The sequence below is a fragment of the Microbacterium altimontanum genome (genome assembly GCF_058349865.2).
In genome coordinates this window covers 1-14,846 of the sequence record NZ_JBYRJB020000006.1, presented here as the reverse complement: position 1 = coordinate 14,846, position 14,846 = coordinate 1, and the positions used below count along the sequence as shown (strand labels likewise).

The following is a 14,846-nucleotide window of genomic DNA, read 5'->3' as shown; positions in this document are numbered from 1 at the left end:
ACGGATGCCGTTGCCTCCCCAGTTCCGTGAGCCGCGCCGGAGAGCCGATGTTGTCCACGGATGCGTCGGCCGTCGTCCGCGTGAGGGTCGGCGCTCTCTAGATTCGGGGCATGTCCGAGCCGTTCGTCGTCCGTCCGCGGACCGCTGCCGCCGTCGTGCCTCCGACGGCTGTGACGCGGCGACGGGAGCCGGTGGAGCGGCATCCGGCGCTTCAGCCGATCGCCGAATACCTCGACGACCCTGCGGTCACCGACTTGTTCGTGAACGGCGAGTCGGGGCTGTTCGTCGATCGGGGATGCGGCGCCGTGCGCGTTCCGCAGTGGCGCGCCGCGGAGGCGGACGTGCGTGAGCTCGCGGTCGCGCTGATCGGCCTCGGAGGTCGTCACATCGACGACGCGAGCCCGTGCGTCGACGTGCGGCTCGCGCACGGCATCCGCGTGCACGCCGTGCTGCCGCCCGTGGCGCGCGGTGGAACGGCGATCTCGGTGCGCATCCCGCGGGCGACCGCGCTCGGCCTGGACGATCTCGAGCGGGGCGGCGCGATCGATGCGGCCGGTCGTGAACGGCTGGAGCAGCTGATCCGCGCGCGAGAGAACATCCTGATCACCGGCGCTGCAGGCACCGGCAAGACCACACTGCTCGGTGCGCTCCTGGCCTGCGTGCCGCACGCCGAGCGCATCGTCACGATCGAAGACGTCGCCGAGCTGCGCATCGACCATCCGCATCACGTGGCGTTGGAGGCTCGGCAGGCGAACCTCGAGGGCGCCGGCGGCATCGGTCTGGCCCGCCTGGTGCGGGAGGCCCTCCGCATGCGCCCCGACCGGCTCGTCGTCGGCGAATGCCGCGGCGAAGAGGCGCGTGAGCTGCTGAGCGCGCTCAACACCGGACACGACGGCGGTGCCGGCACCGTTCACGCCAACGGGCTCGACGACGTGCCTGCCCGGCTCGAGGCTCTCGGCGCGCTCGCGGGCCTCGGCGACACGGCGCTCGCGCGCCAGGTCGCGAGCGCCATCGGCTTCGTCGTGCACCTCCAGCGGGATGCGGCGGGCAGCCGTCGCGTCACCGGAATGGGGCGCCCGGTGGTGCACAAGGGCCGCCTCGCGATGGAGGCGGTGCCGTGGTGAGCCTGATCCGCCGACATCGTCGCCGACCCGTCGAGACCGGACCGGATCCCGGCACCGTCCTGCGGCTTGCCGTGCTCCTGCAGGCGGGAGTCGCGCCGCCGCTCGCATGGCGGCATCTGTCCGACGCCGGTGACGCCGAAGCTGCCGCCGTGGTCGCGCGTACCGACGCGGGCGACGATCTGGCCTCGGCCATTGCGGCGGCCGGGCCGGCGTGGCGAGACGTCGCCGCCGCGTGGGGCATCGCCCAGACGGTCGGCGCTCCGCTCGCCGAAAGCCTGCGCGGCATCGCCGCCGCACTGCAGGATGCGTCCCGCACGCGGGACGAGGTGCGTGTCGCGCTCGCCGAACCGGCGGGCACCGCGCGTCTGATGTCGTGGCTGCCGCTCGTGGCGGTCGCACTCGGCGCGGCACTCGGATTCGACACCCTCCAGACGCTCGTCGCGAATCCGGCCGGCATCGGGTGTGCGTTCGCCGGGCTCGGGCTGATCGTCGCCGCGCGACGCTGGAGCGGAGTGCTCGTGCACCGGGCCGATCCCGACGACGCGGTGCCCGGCATGACCGCCGACCTGATGGCGATCGCCCTTTCCGGAGGCGTGTCGATCGCCCGCGCCGAACAGATCGTCCAGGCGGCCGGTGGTGGTGTCGTCGATGCCGAGACGTCAGCCATCCTCGTTCTCTCCCGTGCGGCGGGCGTGCCCGCGGCGGAGCTCCTGCGTGCGGCGGCTCAGCTCGCCCGGCATCGCGCGCGTACCGAGGGTCGCCTGCGCGCGGCACGCCTGGCATCACGTCTGCTCGTGCCGCTGGGCGTGTGCACCCTCCCCGCGTTCCTGCTCCTCGGGGTCGCCCCGATGCTGCTGAGCGTGCTCACCTCGACACCCCTGTCGCTGTGAGCCGTCCGGTGCCCATCCATCCCTCTTCATTAGGAGCGACATCATGTCGAAGAAGAAAGCATTCCCCTCCCTCACCCGTCGCCGCGCGGTCCGCCTGTTCCTGCCGGCCGACGCCGACGACACAGGTGCCGCGACAGCGGAGTACGCGATCGCCACGATGGCCGCGGTGGCCTTCGCTGGGCTCCTCGTCGTCATCATGCGGTCGGACGAGGTGCGCGGCATCCTCACGGACCTCGTGCGCCGAGCGCTCACGGTGTCATGATCCGTCGGCGCGACGACGGCGGCTCGGTGACAGCCGAGTTCGCCGTCGCGCTGCCCGCGGTGGTGCTCGTGCTCGCCCTCGGCGCCGGCGTGCTCGGTGCGTGCGGGCGGCAGGTGCGGCTGCAGGATGCCGCGGCCGACGCCGCTCGGCTCGTGGCTCGCGACGAACCGGAAGCACGCGCGCACGCCGTGGTCTCGGCGGCGGTCGACGGCGCCACGGCGACGGTGCGTCACCGCGGCGATCTCGTCTGCGTCGATGCGACGGCGCCGACGGGGCTCGTCGTTCCTGTCGCCGACCTCCGTGCCGCCTCGTGCGCCCTCGCCGGAGGGCGGTGAGCCACCGTGGCGGGAACAGTCCTCGCGGTGGGCGTCGTCGGATGCGCGGCGGTGCTCAGCGTCGGCCTCACCACCGCCGGCCTCGCGGCCGTGCAGAGCCAGCGCGCCGCCGATGCCGCTGATGCCGCCGCGCTCGCCGCGGCCGATACGGCGTCGGGGGCGGCGAACGGCGTTCCGTGCGATCGTGCGACCGAGGTGGCAGGCGCCGGTGGGGCGAGCGTCACCGCGTGCCGGCTCGACGGCCTGATCGCGACGGTCTCGGTGAGCGTGCCGTTCGGGCCTCTGCACGCGATGGCCTCGGCGCGGGCGGGACCGCCTCCTGGCGGGTCGTGACCCGCGCTCCCGCTCGGGTGCTCGCTCTGCGCCGGGCCTCGCTCGAGTCGTCTGACCGAGCTTTCGCTCGAGTGGTCTGACCCCGCTCTCGCTCAGGTCGTCTGACCCGCGTGCCGGCCCTCGGCGAACTCCTCGATGGTCTTCTCGTTGAACGCGGGGAGATCGTCGGGGGTGCGACTGGACACGAGACCCTGGTCCACCACGACCTCCTTGTCGACCCACGTCGCCCCGGCGTTCTGCAGATCCGTCCGCAGGCTCGGGTAGCTCGTGAGCGTGCGCCCCTGCACGACACCGGCCTCGATGAGGATCCACGATCCGTGGCAGATCACGGCGACGGGCTTGTTCTGACGGAAGAAGTCCCGCACGAAGCCGATCGAGGGCTCGTCCATCCGCAGGTGGTCCGCGTTCACGACCCCGCCCGGCAGCACGAGCGCATCGAAGTCGTCGGCCTTCGCGGCATCGGCCTGCACATCGACGCCCTGCACATGACCGTTCTTGCCGGTGACCGAGTCGGCGCCCGGGGCGACCATGGTCGCCGTCGCGCCGTCGGCGGTGAGCGCCTGCCACGGGCTCGTGAGTTCCGCATCCTCGAACCCGTCGGTGGCGAGGAACGCCACGGTGTGATCGCTGAGCTTGGGCATGAGCCTTCCTTTCCTCGGGAGACCTCGAGCATGAGCCGGTCTCGAGGCGGGTCGAAGGGGGTGGCCCCCTCGAACACGACGTGCTAGCCGGGCGGACGATCGTCCGTGCTGGGGCGTACGCTTGCGGACGGTGCATCGCCGCCCGATCGCACCCGCATTCAGGATCGGGCGCGATCCGGGTGTGTATGGTGTGCATCGAAGAAAGGACCACACCTTTGGCACACGGCAAGAAGCTCGTGATCGTCGAGTCCCCGACGAAGATGAAGTCGATCCAGGGTTACCTGGGCGACGGATACGAGGTGCTCAGCTCGGTCGGTCACATCCGCGATCTCGCCGACCGCAAGGCGATTCCCGCCGAGCTGAAGAAGACGTCGGTCGGGCGTTACTCGATCGACATCGAGAATGACTTCGCTCCTTATTATGTGGAGTCCGAGCGCGGCAAGAAGACCGTGGCCGAGCTCAAGCGTGCGCTGAAGACGAGTGACGAGCTCCTGCTCGCCACCGATGAAGACCGCGAGGGCGAAGCCATCGCGTGGCACCTTCTCGAGGCGCTCAAACCCAAGGTTCCGGTCAAGCGCATGGTGTTCCACGAGATCACGAAGGACGCGATCCAGGCCGCGGTGGGCAACACCCGCGAGCTCGACCTCGACCTCGTCGATGCGCAGGAGACCCGCCGCATCCTCGACCGTCTGTACGGCTGGGATGTCTCACCCGTGCTGTGGCTCAAAGTGCAGCAGGGGCTGTCGGCCGGCCGCGTCCAGTCGGCCGCCACGCGCCTGGTCGTAGACCGGGAGCGCGAGCGCATGGCGTTCGTGTCCGCGTCGTACTGGGACGTCGCGGCCACCGCTGCGAAGCAGAAAGACTCGTTCGGCGTGCAGCTCGTGCGCCTCGGCGGTGCCCCGATCGCACGCGGGTCCGACTTCGACGACCGCGGCGCACTGAAGAAGGCCGTCGTGGTGCTCGACGAGGCCGGCGCCCGCACACTTGCGGAGGAGGTCGCGGCGGTGGGCGCGGCATCCGTCACGAAGCTCGAGTCGAAGCCCGGCACGCGGCGCCCGTATGCTCCCTTCACCACCTCGACGATGCAACAGGAGGCAGGGCGCAAGCTCTCGATGAGCGCGAAGCACGCGATGAGCGTCGCCCAGCGTCTGTACGAGAAGGGGTACATCACCTATATGCGCACCGACTCCACCGCGCTGTCGACGCAGGCGGTGCAGGCGGCGCGCGAGCAGGCGGTGCAGCTGTACGGCGAGAAGGCCGTTCCCCTCAACCCGCGTGTCTACAAGAGCAAGAGCAAGAACGCCCAAGAGGCGCACGAGGCGATCCGCCCGTCAGGCGAGCACTTCCGCACGCCGTCGTCGGTCGGCTCGGCGCTCGACCGCGACGAGCTGCGCCTCTACGACCTCATCTGGAAGCGCACGGTCGCGAGCCAGATGTCCGACGCGACGTACGAGACCACGACCGTCACTCTCGAGGTCGCGCTCGCCGAAGGCGGCAAGCAGGCCGCCGCCGAAGGCGCCAAGAAGGCAGAGTTCACGGCATCCGGCACGGTCTACACGTTCAAGGGCTTCCTCGAAGCGTACGAGGAGGGCAAGGACGAGAAGCGCTCCGACGCCGACAAGCAGGACGACCAGTCGCTGCCGCAGCTCGCCGTGGGTGATTCTCTGACGCTCCGCGACGTCGAGCCCAAGGGCCACGCGACGAGCCCGAAGCCGCGCTACACCGAGGCGTCGCTCGTCAAGGCGCTGGAGGAGAAGGGCATCGGCCGCCCGTCCACGTTCGCGAGCATCATCGACACGATCATCGCCCGCGGGTACGTCACCAAGCGGGGCCAGGCGCTCGTGCCGAGCTGGGTCGCGTTCAGCGTCGTGCGCCTCCTCGAGCAGCACTTCACCGAGCTGATCGACTACGACTTCACGGCGGCCCTCGAAGACGACCTCGACGCGATCGCCCGCGGAGAGCAGAAGCGCGTCGACTGGCTCCGCGAGTTCTACTTCGGTTCCGAAGGGCACACGGGTCTGCGCAACATCGTCGACAACCTCGGCGAGATCGACGCGCGGGAGCTGAACTCCACGCCGGTGACCGACAACGCCGTGCTGCGCATCGGCCGTTACGGACCGTATCTCGAGGTCACCGACCCGGCTCATCCCGACGCCGAGCCGCGACGGGTGAACATTCCCGAGGATCTCGCGCCCGACGAGCTGACGGCCGAGCGCGCACAGGAGCTCATCGACGCGCCGGTCGCCGGTGACCGCGTGCTCGGCGAGAACCCGGAGAACGGCAAGCTCATCGTCGTGAAGGACGGCCGCTACGGCCCGTACGTGCAGGAGCTCGAGCCGGACGAAGAAGAAGTGGATGCGGCGACCGGCGAGATCACCGACAAGCCGGCCAAGAAGGGCGCGAAGAAGGCGGCCCCGCCGAAACCCCGCACCGCCTCCCTCTTCAAGTCGATGTCGGTCGACACCGTCGACCTCGACACGGCGCTCAGACTCCTCGCGCTGCCGCGCGTGGTGGGTGCCGACCCCGAATCGGGTGAGGAGATCACCGCTCAGAACGGGCGGTACGGCCCGTACCTGAAGAAGGGCACCGACTCCCGCACCCTGGATTCGGAACAGCAGCTCTTCGACATCACGCTCGAGGAGGCGCTCGAGCGGTACAAGCAGCCGAAGTACGGCGCGCGCCGTGCATCGAGTGCGCTGAAGGAGTTCGAGGCCGACCCGGTCAGTGGCAAGCCGATCAAGCTGCGCGACGGTCGATTCGGGCCGTACGTCACCGACGGCGAGACCAACGCCACGATTCCCCGTGGCGAGGACGCGATGGCTGTCGACTTCCAGCGGGCCGTGCAGCTGCTGGCCGACAAGCGTGCGAAGGGCCCGGCTCCCAAGCGCAAGTCTGCCGCGAAGAAGACGACCACGCGCAAGACGGCGACGAAGAAGAAGTGACCGGGCTGTTCGTCACGTTCGAGGGCGGCGACGGCGTCGGCAAGAGCACCCAGGCCGCTCTGCTCGAGGAGTGGCTCCGCGCGCAGGGGCGCGAGGTCGTGCGCACGCGCGAGCCCGGCGGCACCGAGGTCGGCCAGCGCATCCGCGACCTCGTCCTCCACCATCGCGGGCACATCGATCCGCGGGCCGAGGCGCTGCTCTACGCCGCCGACCGGGCGCACCATGTCGCGACTCTCGTGCGTCCGGCGCTCGAGCGCGGAGCCGTCGTGATCCAGGACCGCTACCTCGATTCGTCCGTCGCGTACCAGGGTGCGGGGCGGGTGCTGGATGCGGGAGAGGTGCGTGACCTCTCGCTCTGGGCCGTCGAGGGTCTGCTTCCCGATGTGACGGTGCTCCTCGACCTCGACGAGGCGTCCGCCCGACTCCGCCGCGACGCCGACGACAAGCCGTTCGACCGGCTCGAAGCGGAGCAGGACGACTTCCACGCCCGCGTGCGCGAGGCGTTCCTCGCTCTCGCGGGCGCCGAGCCGGATCGATTCCTCGTGGTCGACGCCGCCGCCCCGATCGACGAGATCGCTCTGCGGGTGCGCGAGCGCGTCGCATCCGTCGCAGACTGACGGCGTCTGTCGCCCCCGTTAGGCTGGTCGCCATGGAAGCCGCCGCAGCGTCAGACGTGAGTGCGGCACCCGTGAACCCGACGAATGCCCTGCCGTGGGGCGAGGTGTGGGGGCAGCCCGACGCCGTCGCGGCCCTGCAGGCGGCGGCGTCAGACCCGGCGAGTCTCACCCACGCGTGGCTCATCACCGGCCCGCCCGGATCGGGCCGCTCGACGCTCGCTCGCGCGTTCGCCGCGGCGCTCATCGCCGAGCCGGGCGACGAGATCGTCATGCGGCAGGTGCTGGCCGGCACGCATCCCGACTACACCGCTCTGCGCACCGAAGGCGTGATCATCTCGATCAAGGACGCCCGCGCCCTGGTCGAGCGGTCGTACTTCGCGCCGTCGCTCGGCCGGTACCGGGTCATCGTGATGGAAGACGCCGATCGCATGGCCGAACGCACCTCGAACGTGCTGCTGAAGGCGCTCGAAGAGCCGCCCGAGCGCACGATCTGGGTGCTGTGCGCACCGAGCGAGGCCGACCTGCTCCCGACGATCCGGTCGCGCGTCCGCACCCTGCGGCTGCGCGACCCGGGGGTCGCGGATGTCGCGCGCCTCATCGCCGAGCGCACCGGCGTCCGTCTCGAGATCGCGGAGCAGTCGGCGCGCCACGCGCAGCGGCACATCGGCATGGCGCAGCGACTGGCGACGGATGCGGCGGCCCGCGCACGACGCGAAGAGACGCTGCGGATCGTGCTCGGTGTGCGCGGCGTGTCAACGGCAGTCGAGGCCGCCGCGCAGATCGTCGCCGCGGCGACCGACGACGCCAAGGCGCTCACCGCCGAGCGCGACGAAGCCGAGCGGTCGCACCTGCTGACGACGCTCGGCGTCGCTCCCGGAGCAGCGGTGCCGCCTGCGGTGCGCTCGCAGCTGAAGGCGCTCGAAGACGACCAGAAGCGGCGTGCCACCCGCAGTCTGCGCGATGGCATCGACCGCGTCCTCACCGACCTGCAGTCGGTGTACCGCGACGTGCTCATGCTGCAATTCGGCCGCGACGACGACCTCATCAATCGTGAGCTCGAGCCCGATCTCCGGCGCCTCGCCGAGGGGTGGGAGCCATCACGCACCCTCGTCGTGCTCGATGAGATCGCCGAGATCCGCCGCCGGATGGAGCAGAACGTCGCCCCGGTCCTGGCACTGGAGAGCATGCTCATCACCGTCGCCCACGGAAGGACGCTGTGAACATCAAGACCCGCCTCGTCTCCGCTCTGGCCGGTCTGGCCGCCGCGACCGTCGCCCTCACGGGGTGCCTGTTCACGTTCATCCCCGACAGCGGCACCACGAGGCCCGCGGCTTCGCCGAGCGCGTCGCCCGACACCGCCGGCGTCGCGGCCGACCTCCTCCCGTTCTACGGGCAGGACGTGCACTGGCGCTCATGCAGCGGCGAGTTCCTGTGCGCCACCGTCACCGCGCCGCGCGACTGGGACGACCCGGCGGCCGGCAGCCTGAAGCTGGCACTCATCCGCCACGCCGCCACCGACGGCACCTCGTTGGGCTCGCTGCTCGTGAACCCCGGTGGGCCGGGGGCGAGCGGCATCGAGCTCGTGCGCGACTCCCTCGAGTTCGCGGTCGGCGATAAGCTCTCCGCCTCGTATGACGTCGTGGGCTTCGACCCGCGCGGTGTGGGGGAGTCCACGGCGGTCACCTGCTACGACGCGAAGCAGATGGATGCGTATCTGTTCGACATCCCCGCGGCCCCCCGCGGCACAGCCGCCTGGCGCAGCGAGGTGCTCGGCTCCGCCAAGGACTTCGGTCAGGCGTGCGAGAGGAACAGCGACGGCATCCTCCCCGACGTCTCCACGGTGTTCGCGGCGCGCGACATGGACCTCATCCGTGCGGTGCTCGGCGACAAGAAGCTGAACTACCTCGGCTACTCCTACGGCACGTTCCTCGGGGCGACCTACGCGAAGCTCTACCCTGAGCGGGTCGGACGGTTCGTCCTCGACGGTGCGATCGACCCTTCGGTGTCGGGTCTGCAGGTGAGCGTCTCACAGGCGGTCGGCTTCGAATCGGCGCTGAAGGCGTACATGCCGTCATGCCTGAAGGGGCGCGGCTGCCCGTTCTCTGGTTCGGTCGACGACGCGATGGCCGATCTCGGAACACTTCTGGCGCGGGTCGACCGCAGCCCACTCCGCAACAGCGACGGACGTGAGCTGGGCGCTGACACCCTCGTGACGGCGATCGTCGCCGCGCTGTACTCCCAGGACAGCTGGCCGTATCTCACCCAGGCCCTGAGCGGAGTGGCGAAGGGCAACCCGAGCACAGCATTCCAGCTCGCCGACTTCTACTACAACCGCGTCGACGGAAAGTACCAGGACAACTCGTACGAGGCGTTCACGGCATACAACTGCGTGGACTACCCCGACGACGCCACCGATGCGCAGAAGGCCGCGGCCGTCGCAACGCTCAAGAAGAAGGCGCCGACCATCGAGCCGTACTGGAACGTCGACCTCGACACGTGCTCGGTGTGGCCCGTCAAGCCGACGGGGGTGCGCGAGACGATCCACGCCAGCGGCGCCGCGCCCATCCTCGTGATCGGCACGACCAACGACCCGGCGACACCCTACGCGTGGGCGCAGTCCCTCGCGAAGCAGCTCGACTCCGGAATCCTCATCACCCGGGTGGGAGAGGGACACACCGGCTTCAACAAGGGGAACAGCTGCGTCGACGATGCGGTCAACGACTACTTCGTGCACGACACGGTTCCGTCTGGCGACGTCCGCTGCGGGTAATGCGGTGACCGTCCCGCCGGTTCGCGGCGGCGGTTGCGACCATGTAAGATCGTTGATCGTGTACCGCGCAAGCGGAGCGCGCCACCTTAGCTCAGACGGCAGAGCGATTCACTCGTAATGAATAGGTCAAGGGTTCGATTCCCTTAGGTGGCTCCACCGGCCCGGACTTCGCGAAGTCCGGGCCTTCGTCATCCGACGTCACGCCACTGCGAGCAGCGCTCCGGCGGCGAGCGCGAGGACGAGGCCGACCCACTGCACCGCCGCGACGCGCTCGCGCAGCACGATCGCAGCGAGCACGATCGTCCCGGCCGGATACATCGCCGTGAGCGCCGAGACGATGGACAGGTCGCCCATCCGGAGCGCGACGAGCATGATCGCGTTGGCTGACGAGTCGACCACACCGCAGGCGGCGGCGAGCCACCACGCGCTCGCGGGGATCCGTGAGGAGAACGACGGGGCGGTCCCGGTCGCCGTGTGCTCGAGATCGGCGTGGCCGGTCGGAGTGGCGCCGATCTGAGCGCCCTGGGCGGCCAGCACGCCGCCGGCGGACACCCCCCGCCGGTGCGCGAGGAGGAGGATGACGACGACCACCGTCGTGGTGATCGCGCCGTTCGCGGCGCGGTTCATCACGAGGGGCACGATGCCGCTGTCCGAAGCTGTCTGATCGAGCACGACCATGAAGCCGCCGATCGCGAGGCCCGCGCCGATCGCCATCAGGATTCCGCGAGCGGAAGGGCGCACGACCTTCTCTCCCGGGATGAAACCCACGAGGATCACAGCGACGAGCGCCACCCCGAGCCCGGCGTAGCCGAGGCCGCTCAGCTGCTCGCCGTTCACGAGCAGGCCCCACAGCATCGGGGCGATCGCCGAGACGATCGCCGTGAGGGGCGACAGGATGCTCATCGGCCCGATCGCCAGACACGCGTAGAGCAGCGCGATGGCGACAGCGCCGAAGACGCCCGAGACGGCGCCCCATGCGACATCCCGCGGCGCCCAGGCGCCGCCGACAAGCGGATACAGCGCGAGCAGCAGCACCAGACCGGATATCGCGGCCACCGCGGTCGCCGCGATCGACCGCAGACGCTTCGCGGCGAGGCCGCCGAGGAAGTCAGCCGATCCGAACACGAACGCGCCGATCAGAGCGATGAGGGCTGAGGGCACCTCGTCAGCCTAAGACGTGACGTCGGCTGTCCTCCTCGCGGTGAAGCGAATCGCTAGATAGGCTAGCAATATGATGGCCCGCAGCTCCCGCACCCTGCCCACGCGACGAGCACGGCGGGAGCAGGAGGCAGCGAACCAGCCGCGGGGCAGCCGATGGCTGCGACTCGGCATCCCTGCTCTGCTCGTGATCGTGTGGCTCGTCGGCGGCGCGATCGGCGGGCCGTACTTCGGAAAAGTGAGCGAAGTCTCCACCAACGAGCAGTCGGCATACCTGCCTGACTCCGCCGCGTCGACCGAGGTGCAGAACCGCCTCACCGATTTCACCGGCAGCGACAGCATCCCCGCCGTCGTCGTGGTCACCGGCGACGGCGAACTGACCGCCCAGCAGCTCAGCGGGCTGCGGGACCTCGCCACAGGCCTAGCCGACCTCGACGGCGTGAACGGCGACGTCTCACCGCCGATCGTCTCCGACGACAAGCAGGCGGCGCAGCTGTTCGTGCCGCTGAACACCGACAACGTCGATGACACCGTGGATGCGCTGCGCACCGCGCTCGACGACGGCCTTCCCGACGGGACCACTGCCTGGATCACGGGACCGGCCGGCTTCACAGCCGATCTCGTGCACGGCTTCCTCGGGATCGACGGGCTGCTGCTGGGCGTTGCCCTGCTCGCGGTGTTCATCATCCTGGTGGTGGTCTATCGGTCGCCGCTGCTGCCGATCCTCGTTCTGGCGACCGCATCCTTCGCCCTGTGTGTGGCGCTGCTCGTGGTGTGGTGGCTCGCGAAGGCCGGCATCGTCGTGCTGAACGGTCAGGTGCAGGGCATCCTGTTCATCCTCGTCATCGGCGCAGCCACCGACTACGCGCTGCTGTACGTCGCCCGGTTCCGGGAGGCGATCGCGACCGGTGCGCGACGGGGGGCGGCGGTGCTCGACGCGTGGCGGGGAGCCTTCGAGCCGATCCTCGCCTCGGGCGGCACTGTCATCGCGGGGCTGCTGTGCCTGCTGCTGAGCGATCTGGCGACGAACCGCGCCCTCGGACCCATCGCGTCGATCGGCATCGCGTTCGCGATGCTGTCGGCGCTGACCTTCCTGCCGGCGCTGCTGGCACTGGTCGGCCGCGCCGCGTTCTGGCCGTTCATCCCACGGGAGCCCGTCGCGACGATCCCGGACGATCTCACGCAACCGGTGAAGGGGTTCTGGCCCCGGCAGGCACGGCTCGTCGCGCGCCGCGCCCGGCCGGTGTGGATCGTCTGCCTGGTCGTTCTGCTGGCGGCCGGATCAGGCATCCTGCAGCTGAAGGCGGATGGCGTACCCTCGAGCGACCTGGTGCTCGGGCACTCCGAGGCTCGTGACGGGCAGGAAGTGCTCGGCGACCACTTCGACGCGGGAAGCGGCAGCCCCGTGTATGTCCTCGTGCCGCAGGAGGACCTCGGGACGGCCGCGACAGTCCTCGACGATTCCGCCGGCGTGGAGGATCTCGCCGTCGCGTCGGAGGACTCGCGCAGCGGCCAGGCTGCCGTCACGGTGAAGGATGGCGAGCCGCAGCTCGCAGCCGCCGGCCCTCCGGGGACGCCGGCACCGGAGCCGACGGTGTCGGACGGCGACGTGCTGCTGATCGGCACACTGAGCGATGCCGCCGATTCGACGGCCGCCGAAGAGACCGTGCGTGCGCTGCGAGTCGATCTCGACGATCAGCTCGGCGCGGGTACGGCGAAGGTCGGGGGAGTGACCGCGACCGACATCGACACGAACGACACGTCGATCCGCGACCGCACCCTGATCATCCCGCTCGTGCTCGTGGTGATCGTCCTCATCCTCATGCTGCTGCTGCGAGCCCTGCTCGCTCCGCTGCTGCTGATCGTGTCGGTGATCGTCTCGTTCGCCGCGGCGCTGGGCGTCTCGGCGCTCGTGTTCGATCACGTCTTCCATTTCCCGGGTGCCGATCCCGCCGTGCCGCTGTACGGGTTCGTGTTCCTCGTCGCGCTCGGCGTGGACTACAACATCTTCCTGATGACACGGGTGCGCGAGGAGTCGCGGACACACGGCACGCGACCCGGCATCCTCCGGGGCCTGGTCGCGACGGGCGGAGTCATCACCTCGGCGGGGCTCGTGCTGGCGGCGACGTTCGCCGCGCTGGGCGTGATCCCGATCCTCTTCCTCGCGCAGATCGCGTTCATCGTCGCGTTCGGCGTCCTGGTCGACACGTTCATCGTGCGGTCGTTGCTCGTGCCGGCCGTTTCGTACGACATCGGGCGCGCGATCTGGTGGCCGTCGAAGCTGTGGCGCAGCGGTGTCGATGCTCCGGATGCCGAGGCGCAGCCGGGCAGTGACTCAGGCTCGGGCGACGAGCACCGCCGCGACAGCCCGACTGCGAGGCGCCGTCGCGGGCGCTCAGCCTGAGTAGGTGCTGCGCACACGCGCGTAGGCTCGGAACATGAGCAAGGCACTGTTCATCGTCGACGTGCAGAACGACTTCACCGAAGGCGGAGCTCTCCCCGTCGCCGGCGGAGACGCCGTCGCCGAGGGGATCTCGCGGTGGCTGGCGGCGCACGCGGACGACTACGCGATCATCGTCGCCTCGCGAGACTGGCACGACGCCGACAACGACAACGGCGGCCACTTCGCGTCGGGCGAACCCGACTTCGTCGACACCTGGCCGGTGCACTGCGTCGGCGGCACACCAGGTGCCGATTACGATCCCGGCCTGGACGTGGCATCCGTCACACATCATGTGAAGAAGGGGCAGGGACGGCCGGCATACTCGCTGTTCGAGGGTACGACCGACGACGGTGACACCGTCGAGCAGCTGCTCGACGCGCACGGCATCGTCGACGTGGACGTCGCCGGGCTGGCCACCGATCACTGCGTGCGCGCGTCGGCGCTCGACGCCATCTCGCGCGGCCGCCATGTGCGCATCCTCACCGACCTCGTCGCCGGAGTCGCCGCCGATTCCAGCGAGGCTGCGCTCGCCGAGCTGGCCCATGCCGGCGCCGAACTCGTTGCGTCAGACTGACGCGAGCCAGGCGGGCGTGGCGCGTTCTTGAGGAGTCGACGACCGCGCTGCGCAGGGGCGTCCTCCACGGGGGTCAGTGAGCGTGGCCGGTCGTCCGGACCCCGGTCATCCCTTCCGGCGCGCGGCTCGATCCGAACGAGAAGTCGACGACCCCACTGCGATCGACGCTCGCCTCGAGCACGACGCCATCGAGCGTCTCGGCGACGTCCGGTGCGAGGAAGACGCGAGCTCCCCCCTGCTCAACGACGACATCTCGTGGCTCCGGGCCGGCGGCGGGTTCGATCGTGTAGTCGGCGTCCCGGTCGGCGCCGTCGCTGATCCGAAGTCCGCCGGCCTCGCGTCCGCCCGTGGTCTGGCGTGCGATCGCCTTCACGATGAGGCATGTGTCGTCGGTGAGCGTGAACACAGAATCCTCCAGGCTGCGGATGTCCGAGGCACGGCGTAGAACGGCAGCATGGTGCCCCCGGAGAATTACGATATCTCGACCCACCGGTTAAAAGCCGGTTGCTCTGCCTCTGAGCTACGGGGGCAAACAGATGTGCCGTACAAGCTGTGCGGCACCTGTCGGCAGTCTAAACCATCCACAGAATTCAACCGGAAGTCGTCGCGAAGGGACGGATTACAAGAGGTTTGCCGAGACTGCAACCGCGCGTCGTCGCGCCGCTACTACGCGAAGAACAGGAGTGGAGTCCTGCATAGTGGTGTAGCGCGCGGTGGCCGGGCTCGTCGGATGCGACGTAGACGCGGTCACCGTGTG

At 69.9% G+C, this 14,846-nt stretch carries 14 protein-coding genes and 2 tRNA genes; 12 read left to right on the top strand and 4 right to left on the bottom strand.

What is annotated here, in order from left to right; translation table 11 throughout:
- The first annotated feature begins 110 nt into the window (after window positions 1-110).
- Genes AC3RX1_RS11630 through AC3RX1_RS11610 form a run of 5 tightly spaced genes read left to right on the top strand, consistent with a single transcriptional unit; the run spans window position 111 to window position 2,944 of the window.
- On the top strand, window positions 111-1,124 hold the full coding sequence (locus AC3RX1_RS11630) for a TadA family conjugal transfer-associated ATPase (RefSeq protein ID WP_491501408.1): 1,014 nt from the start codon (window positions 111-113) through the stop codon (window positions 1,122-1,124).
- The gene (locus tag AC3RX1_RS11625) at window positions 1,118-2,014 is read left to right on the top strand and encodes a type II secretion system F family protein (RefSeq protein ID WP_491501407.1); all 897 of its coding nucleotides are present in this window, start codon (window positions 1,118-1,120) and stop codon (window positions 2,012-2,014) included. Before AC3RX1_RS11630 ends, AC3RX1_RS11625 begins: the two co-directional genes overlap by 7 nt.
- Before the next feature lie 43 nt (window positions 2,015-2,057).
- Entirely contained in the window at window positions 2,058-2,276 is a 219-nt protein-coding gene (locus tag AC3RX1_RS11620) for a DUF4244 domain-containing protein (RefSeq protein ID WP_491501406.1), read from the top strand.
- Window positions 2,273-2,611 (top strand): TadE family type IV pilus minor pilin, encoded by a 339-nt coding sequence (locus AC3RX1_RS11615; protein ID WP_491501405.1) that lies wholly within the window; start codon window positions 2,273-2,275, stop codon window positions 2,609-2,611. The genes AC3RX1_RS11620 and AC3RX1_RS11615 overlap by 4 nt, the downstream gene beginning before the upstream one ends.
- A 6-nt stretch (window positions 2,612-2,617) precedes the next feature.
- On the top strand, window positions 2,618-2,944 hold the full coding sequence (locus AC3RX1_RS11610; protein WP_491501404.1) for an Rv3654c family TadE-like protein: 327 nt from the start codon (window positions 2,618-2,620) through the stop codon (window positions 2,942-2,944).
- A 92-nt stretch (window positions 2,945-3,036) separates the two neighbouring features.
- Here the strand turns inward: AC3RX1_RS11610 and AC3RX1_RS11605 are convergent, their stop codons facing one another.
- Complete coding sequence (locus AC3RX1_RS11605; RefSeq protein WP_491501403.1) at window positions 3,037-3,585, bottom strand: type 1 glutamine amidotransferase domain-containing protein; 549 nt, start codon at window positions 3,583-3,585, stop codon at window positions 3,037-3,039.
- 215 nt (window positions 3,586-3,800) lie between these two features.
- On the opposite strand from AC3RX1_RS11605, the gene topA reads away from it, so the two are divergent.
- The 5 genes from topA to AC3RX1_RS11580 all read left to right on the top strand — a co-directional run bounded on the left by topA (window position 3,801) and on the right by AC3RX1_RS11580 (window position 10,070).
- On the top strand, window positions 3,801-6,527 hold the full coding sequence (topA, locus tag AC3RX1_RS11600) for a type I DNA topoisomerase (RefSeq protein ID WP_491501402.1): 2,727 nt from the start codon (window positions 3,801-3,803) through the stop codon (window positions 6,525-6,527).
- Window positions 6,524-7,144: a dTMP kinase gene (gene tmk, locus AC3RX1_RS11595; protein ID WP_491501401.1), complete on the top strand. Its 621-nt coding sequence runs from the start codon at window positions 6,524-6,526 to the stop codon at window positions 7,142-7,144. Before topA ends, tmk begins: the two co-directional genes overlap by 4 nt.
- 32 nt (window positions 7,145-7,176) lie before the next feature.
- Complete coding sequence (locus AC3RX1_RS11590) at window positions 7,177-8,364, top strand: DNA polymerase III subunit delta' (protein WP_491501400.1); 1,188 nt, start codon at window positions 7,177-7,179, stop codon at window positions 8,362-8,364.
- Complete coding sequence (locus AC3RX1_RS11585) at window positions 8,361-9,914, top strand: alpha/beta hydrolase (RefSeq protein ID WP_491501399.1); 1,554 nt, start codon at window positions 8,361-8,363, stop codon at window positions 9,912-9,914. Before AC3RX1_RS11590 ends, AC3RX1_RS11585 begins: the two co-directional genes overlap by 4 nt.
- 80 nt (window positions 9,915-9,994) lie before the next feature.
- Window positions 9,995-10,070, top strand: a tRNA-Thr gene (locus tag AC3RX1_RS11580).
- Between the two features lie 42 nt (window positions 10,071-10,112).
- Here AC3RX1_RS11580 and AC3RX1_RS11575 read toward each other — a convergent pair.
- Window positions 10,113-11,075, bottom strand: coding sequence for an EamA family transporter (locus tag AC3RX1_RS11575; RefSeq protein WP_491501398.1), 963 nt, complete (start codon window positions 11,073-11,075; stop codon window positions 10,113-10,115).
- A 70-nt stretch (window positions 11,076-11,145) separates the two neighbouring features.
- Between AC3RX1_RS11575 and AC3RX1_RS11570 the strand changes: the two genes are divergently transcribed.
- Both AC3RX1_RS11570 and AC3RX1_RS11565 read left to right on the top strand, forming a co-directional pair.
- On the top strand, window positions 11,146-13,476 hold the full coding sequence (locus AC3RX1_RS11570; RefSeq protein ID WP_491501397.1) for an MMPL family transporter: 2,331 nt from the start codon (window positions 11,146-11,148) through the stop codon (window positions 13,474-13,476).
- 34 nt (window positions 13,477-13,510) lie between these two features.
- Window positions 13,511-14,089 carry an isochorismatase family protein gene (locus AC3RX1_RS11565; RefSeq protein WP_491501396.1) on the top strand — a complete coding sequence of 193 codons (579 nt, stop codon included), beginning with the start codon at window positions 13,511-13,513 and terminating at the stop codon, window positions 14,087-14,089.
- A 73-nt stretch (window positions 14,090-14,162) separates the two neighbouring features.
- On the opposite strand, the gene AC3RX1_RS11560 is transcribed toward AC3RX1_RS11565, so the two are convergent.
- Together AC3RX1_RS11560 and AC3RX1_RS11555 are read right to left on the bottom strand one after the other, a co-directional pair.
- Complete coding sequence (locus AC3RX1_RS11560) at window positions 14,163-14,495, bottom strand: iron-sulfur cluster assembly accessory protein (RefSeq protein ID WP_491501395.1); 333 nt, start codon at window positions 14,493-14,495, stop codon at window positions 14,163-14,165.
- Between the two features lie 49 nt (window positions 14,496-14,544).
- Window positions 14,545-14,619: transfer RNA gene (locus AC3RX1_RS11555), tRNA-Lys, on the bottom strand.
- Window positions 14,620-14,846 lie beyond the last annotated feature (227 nt).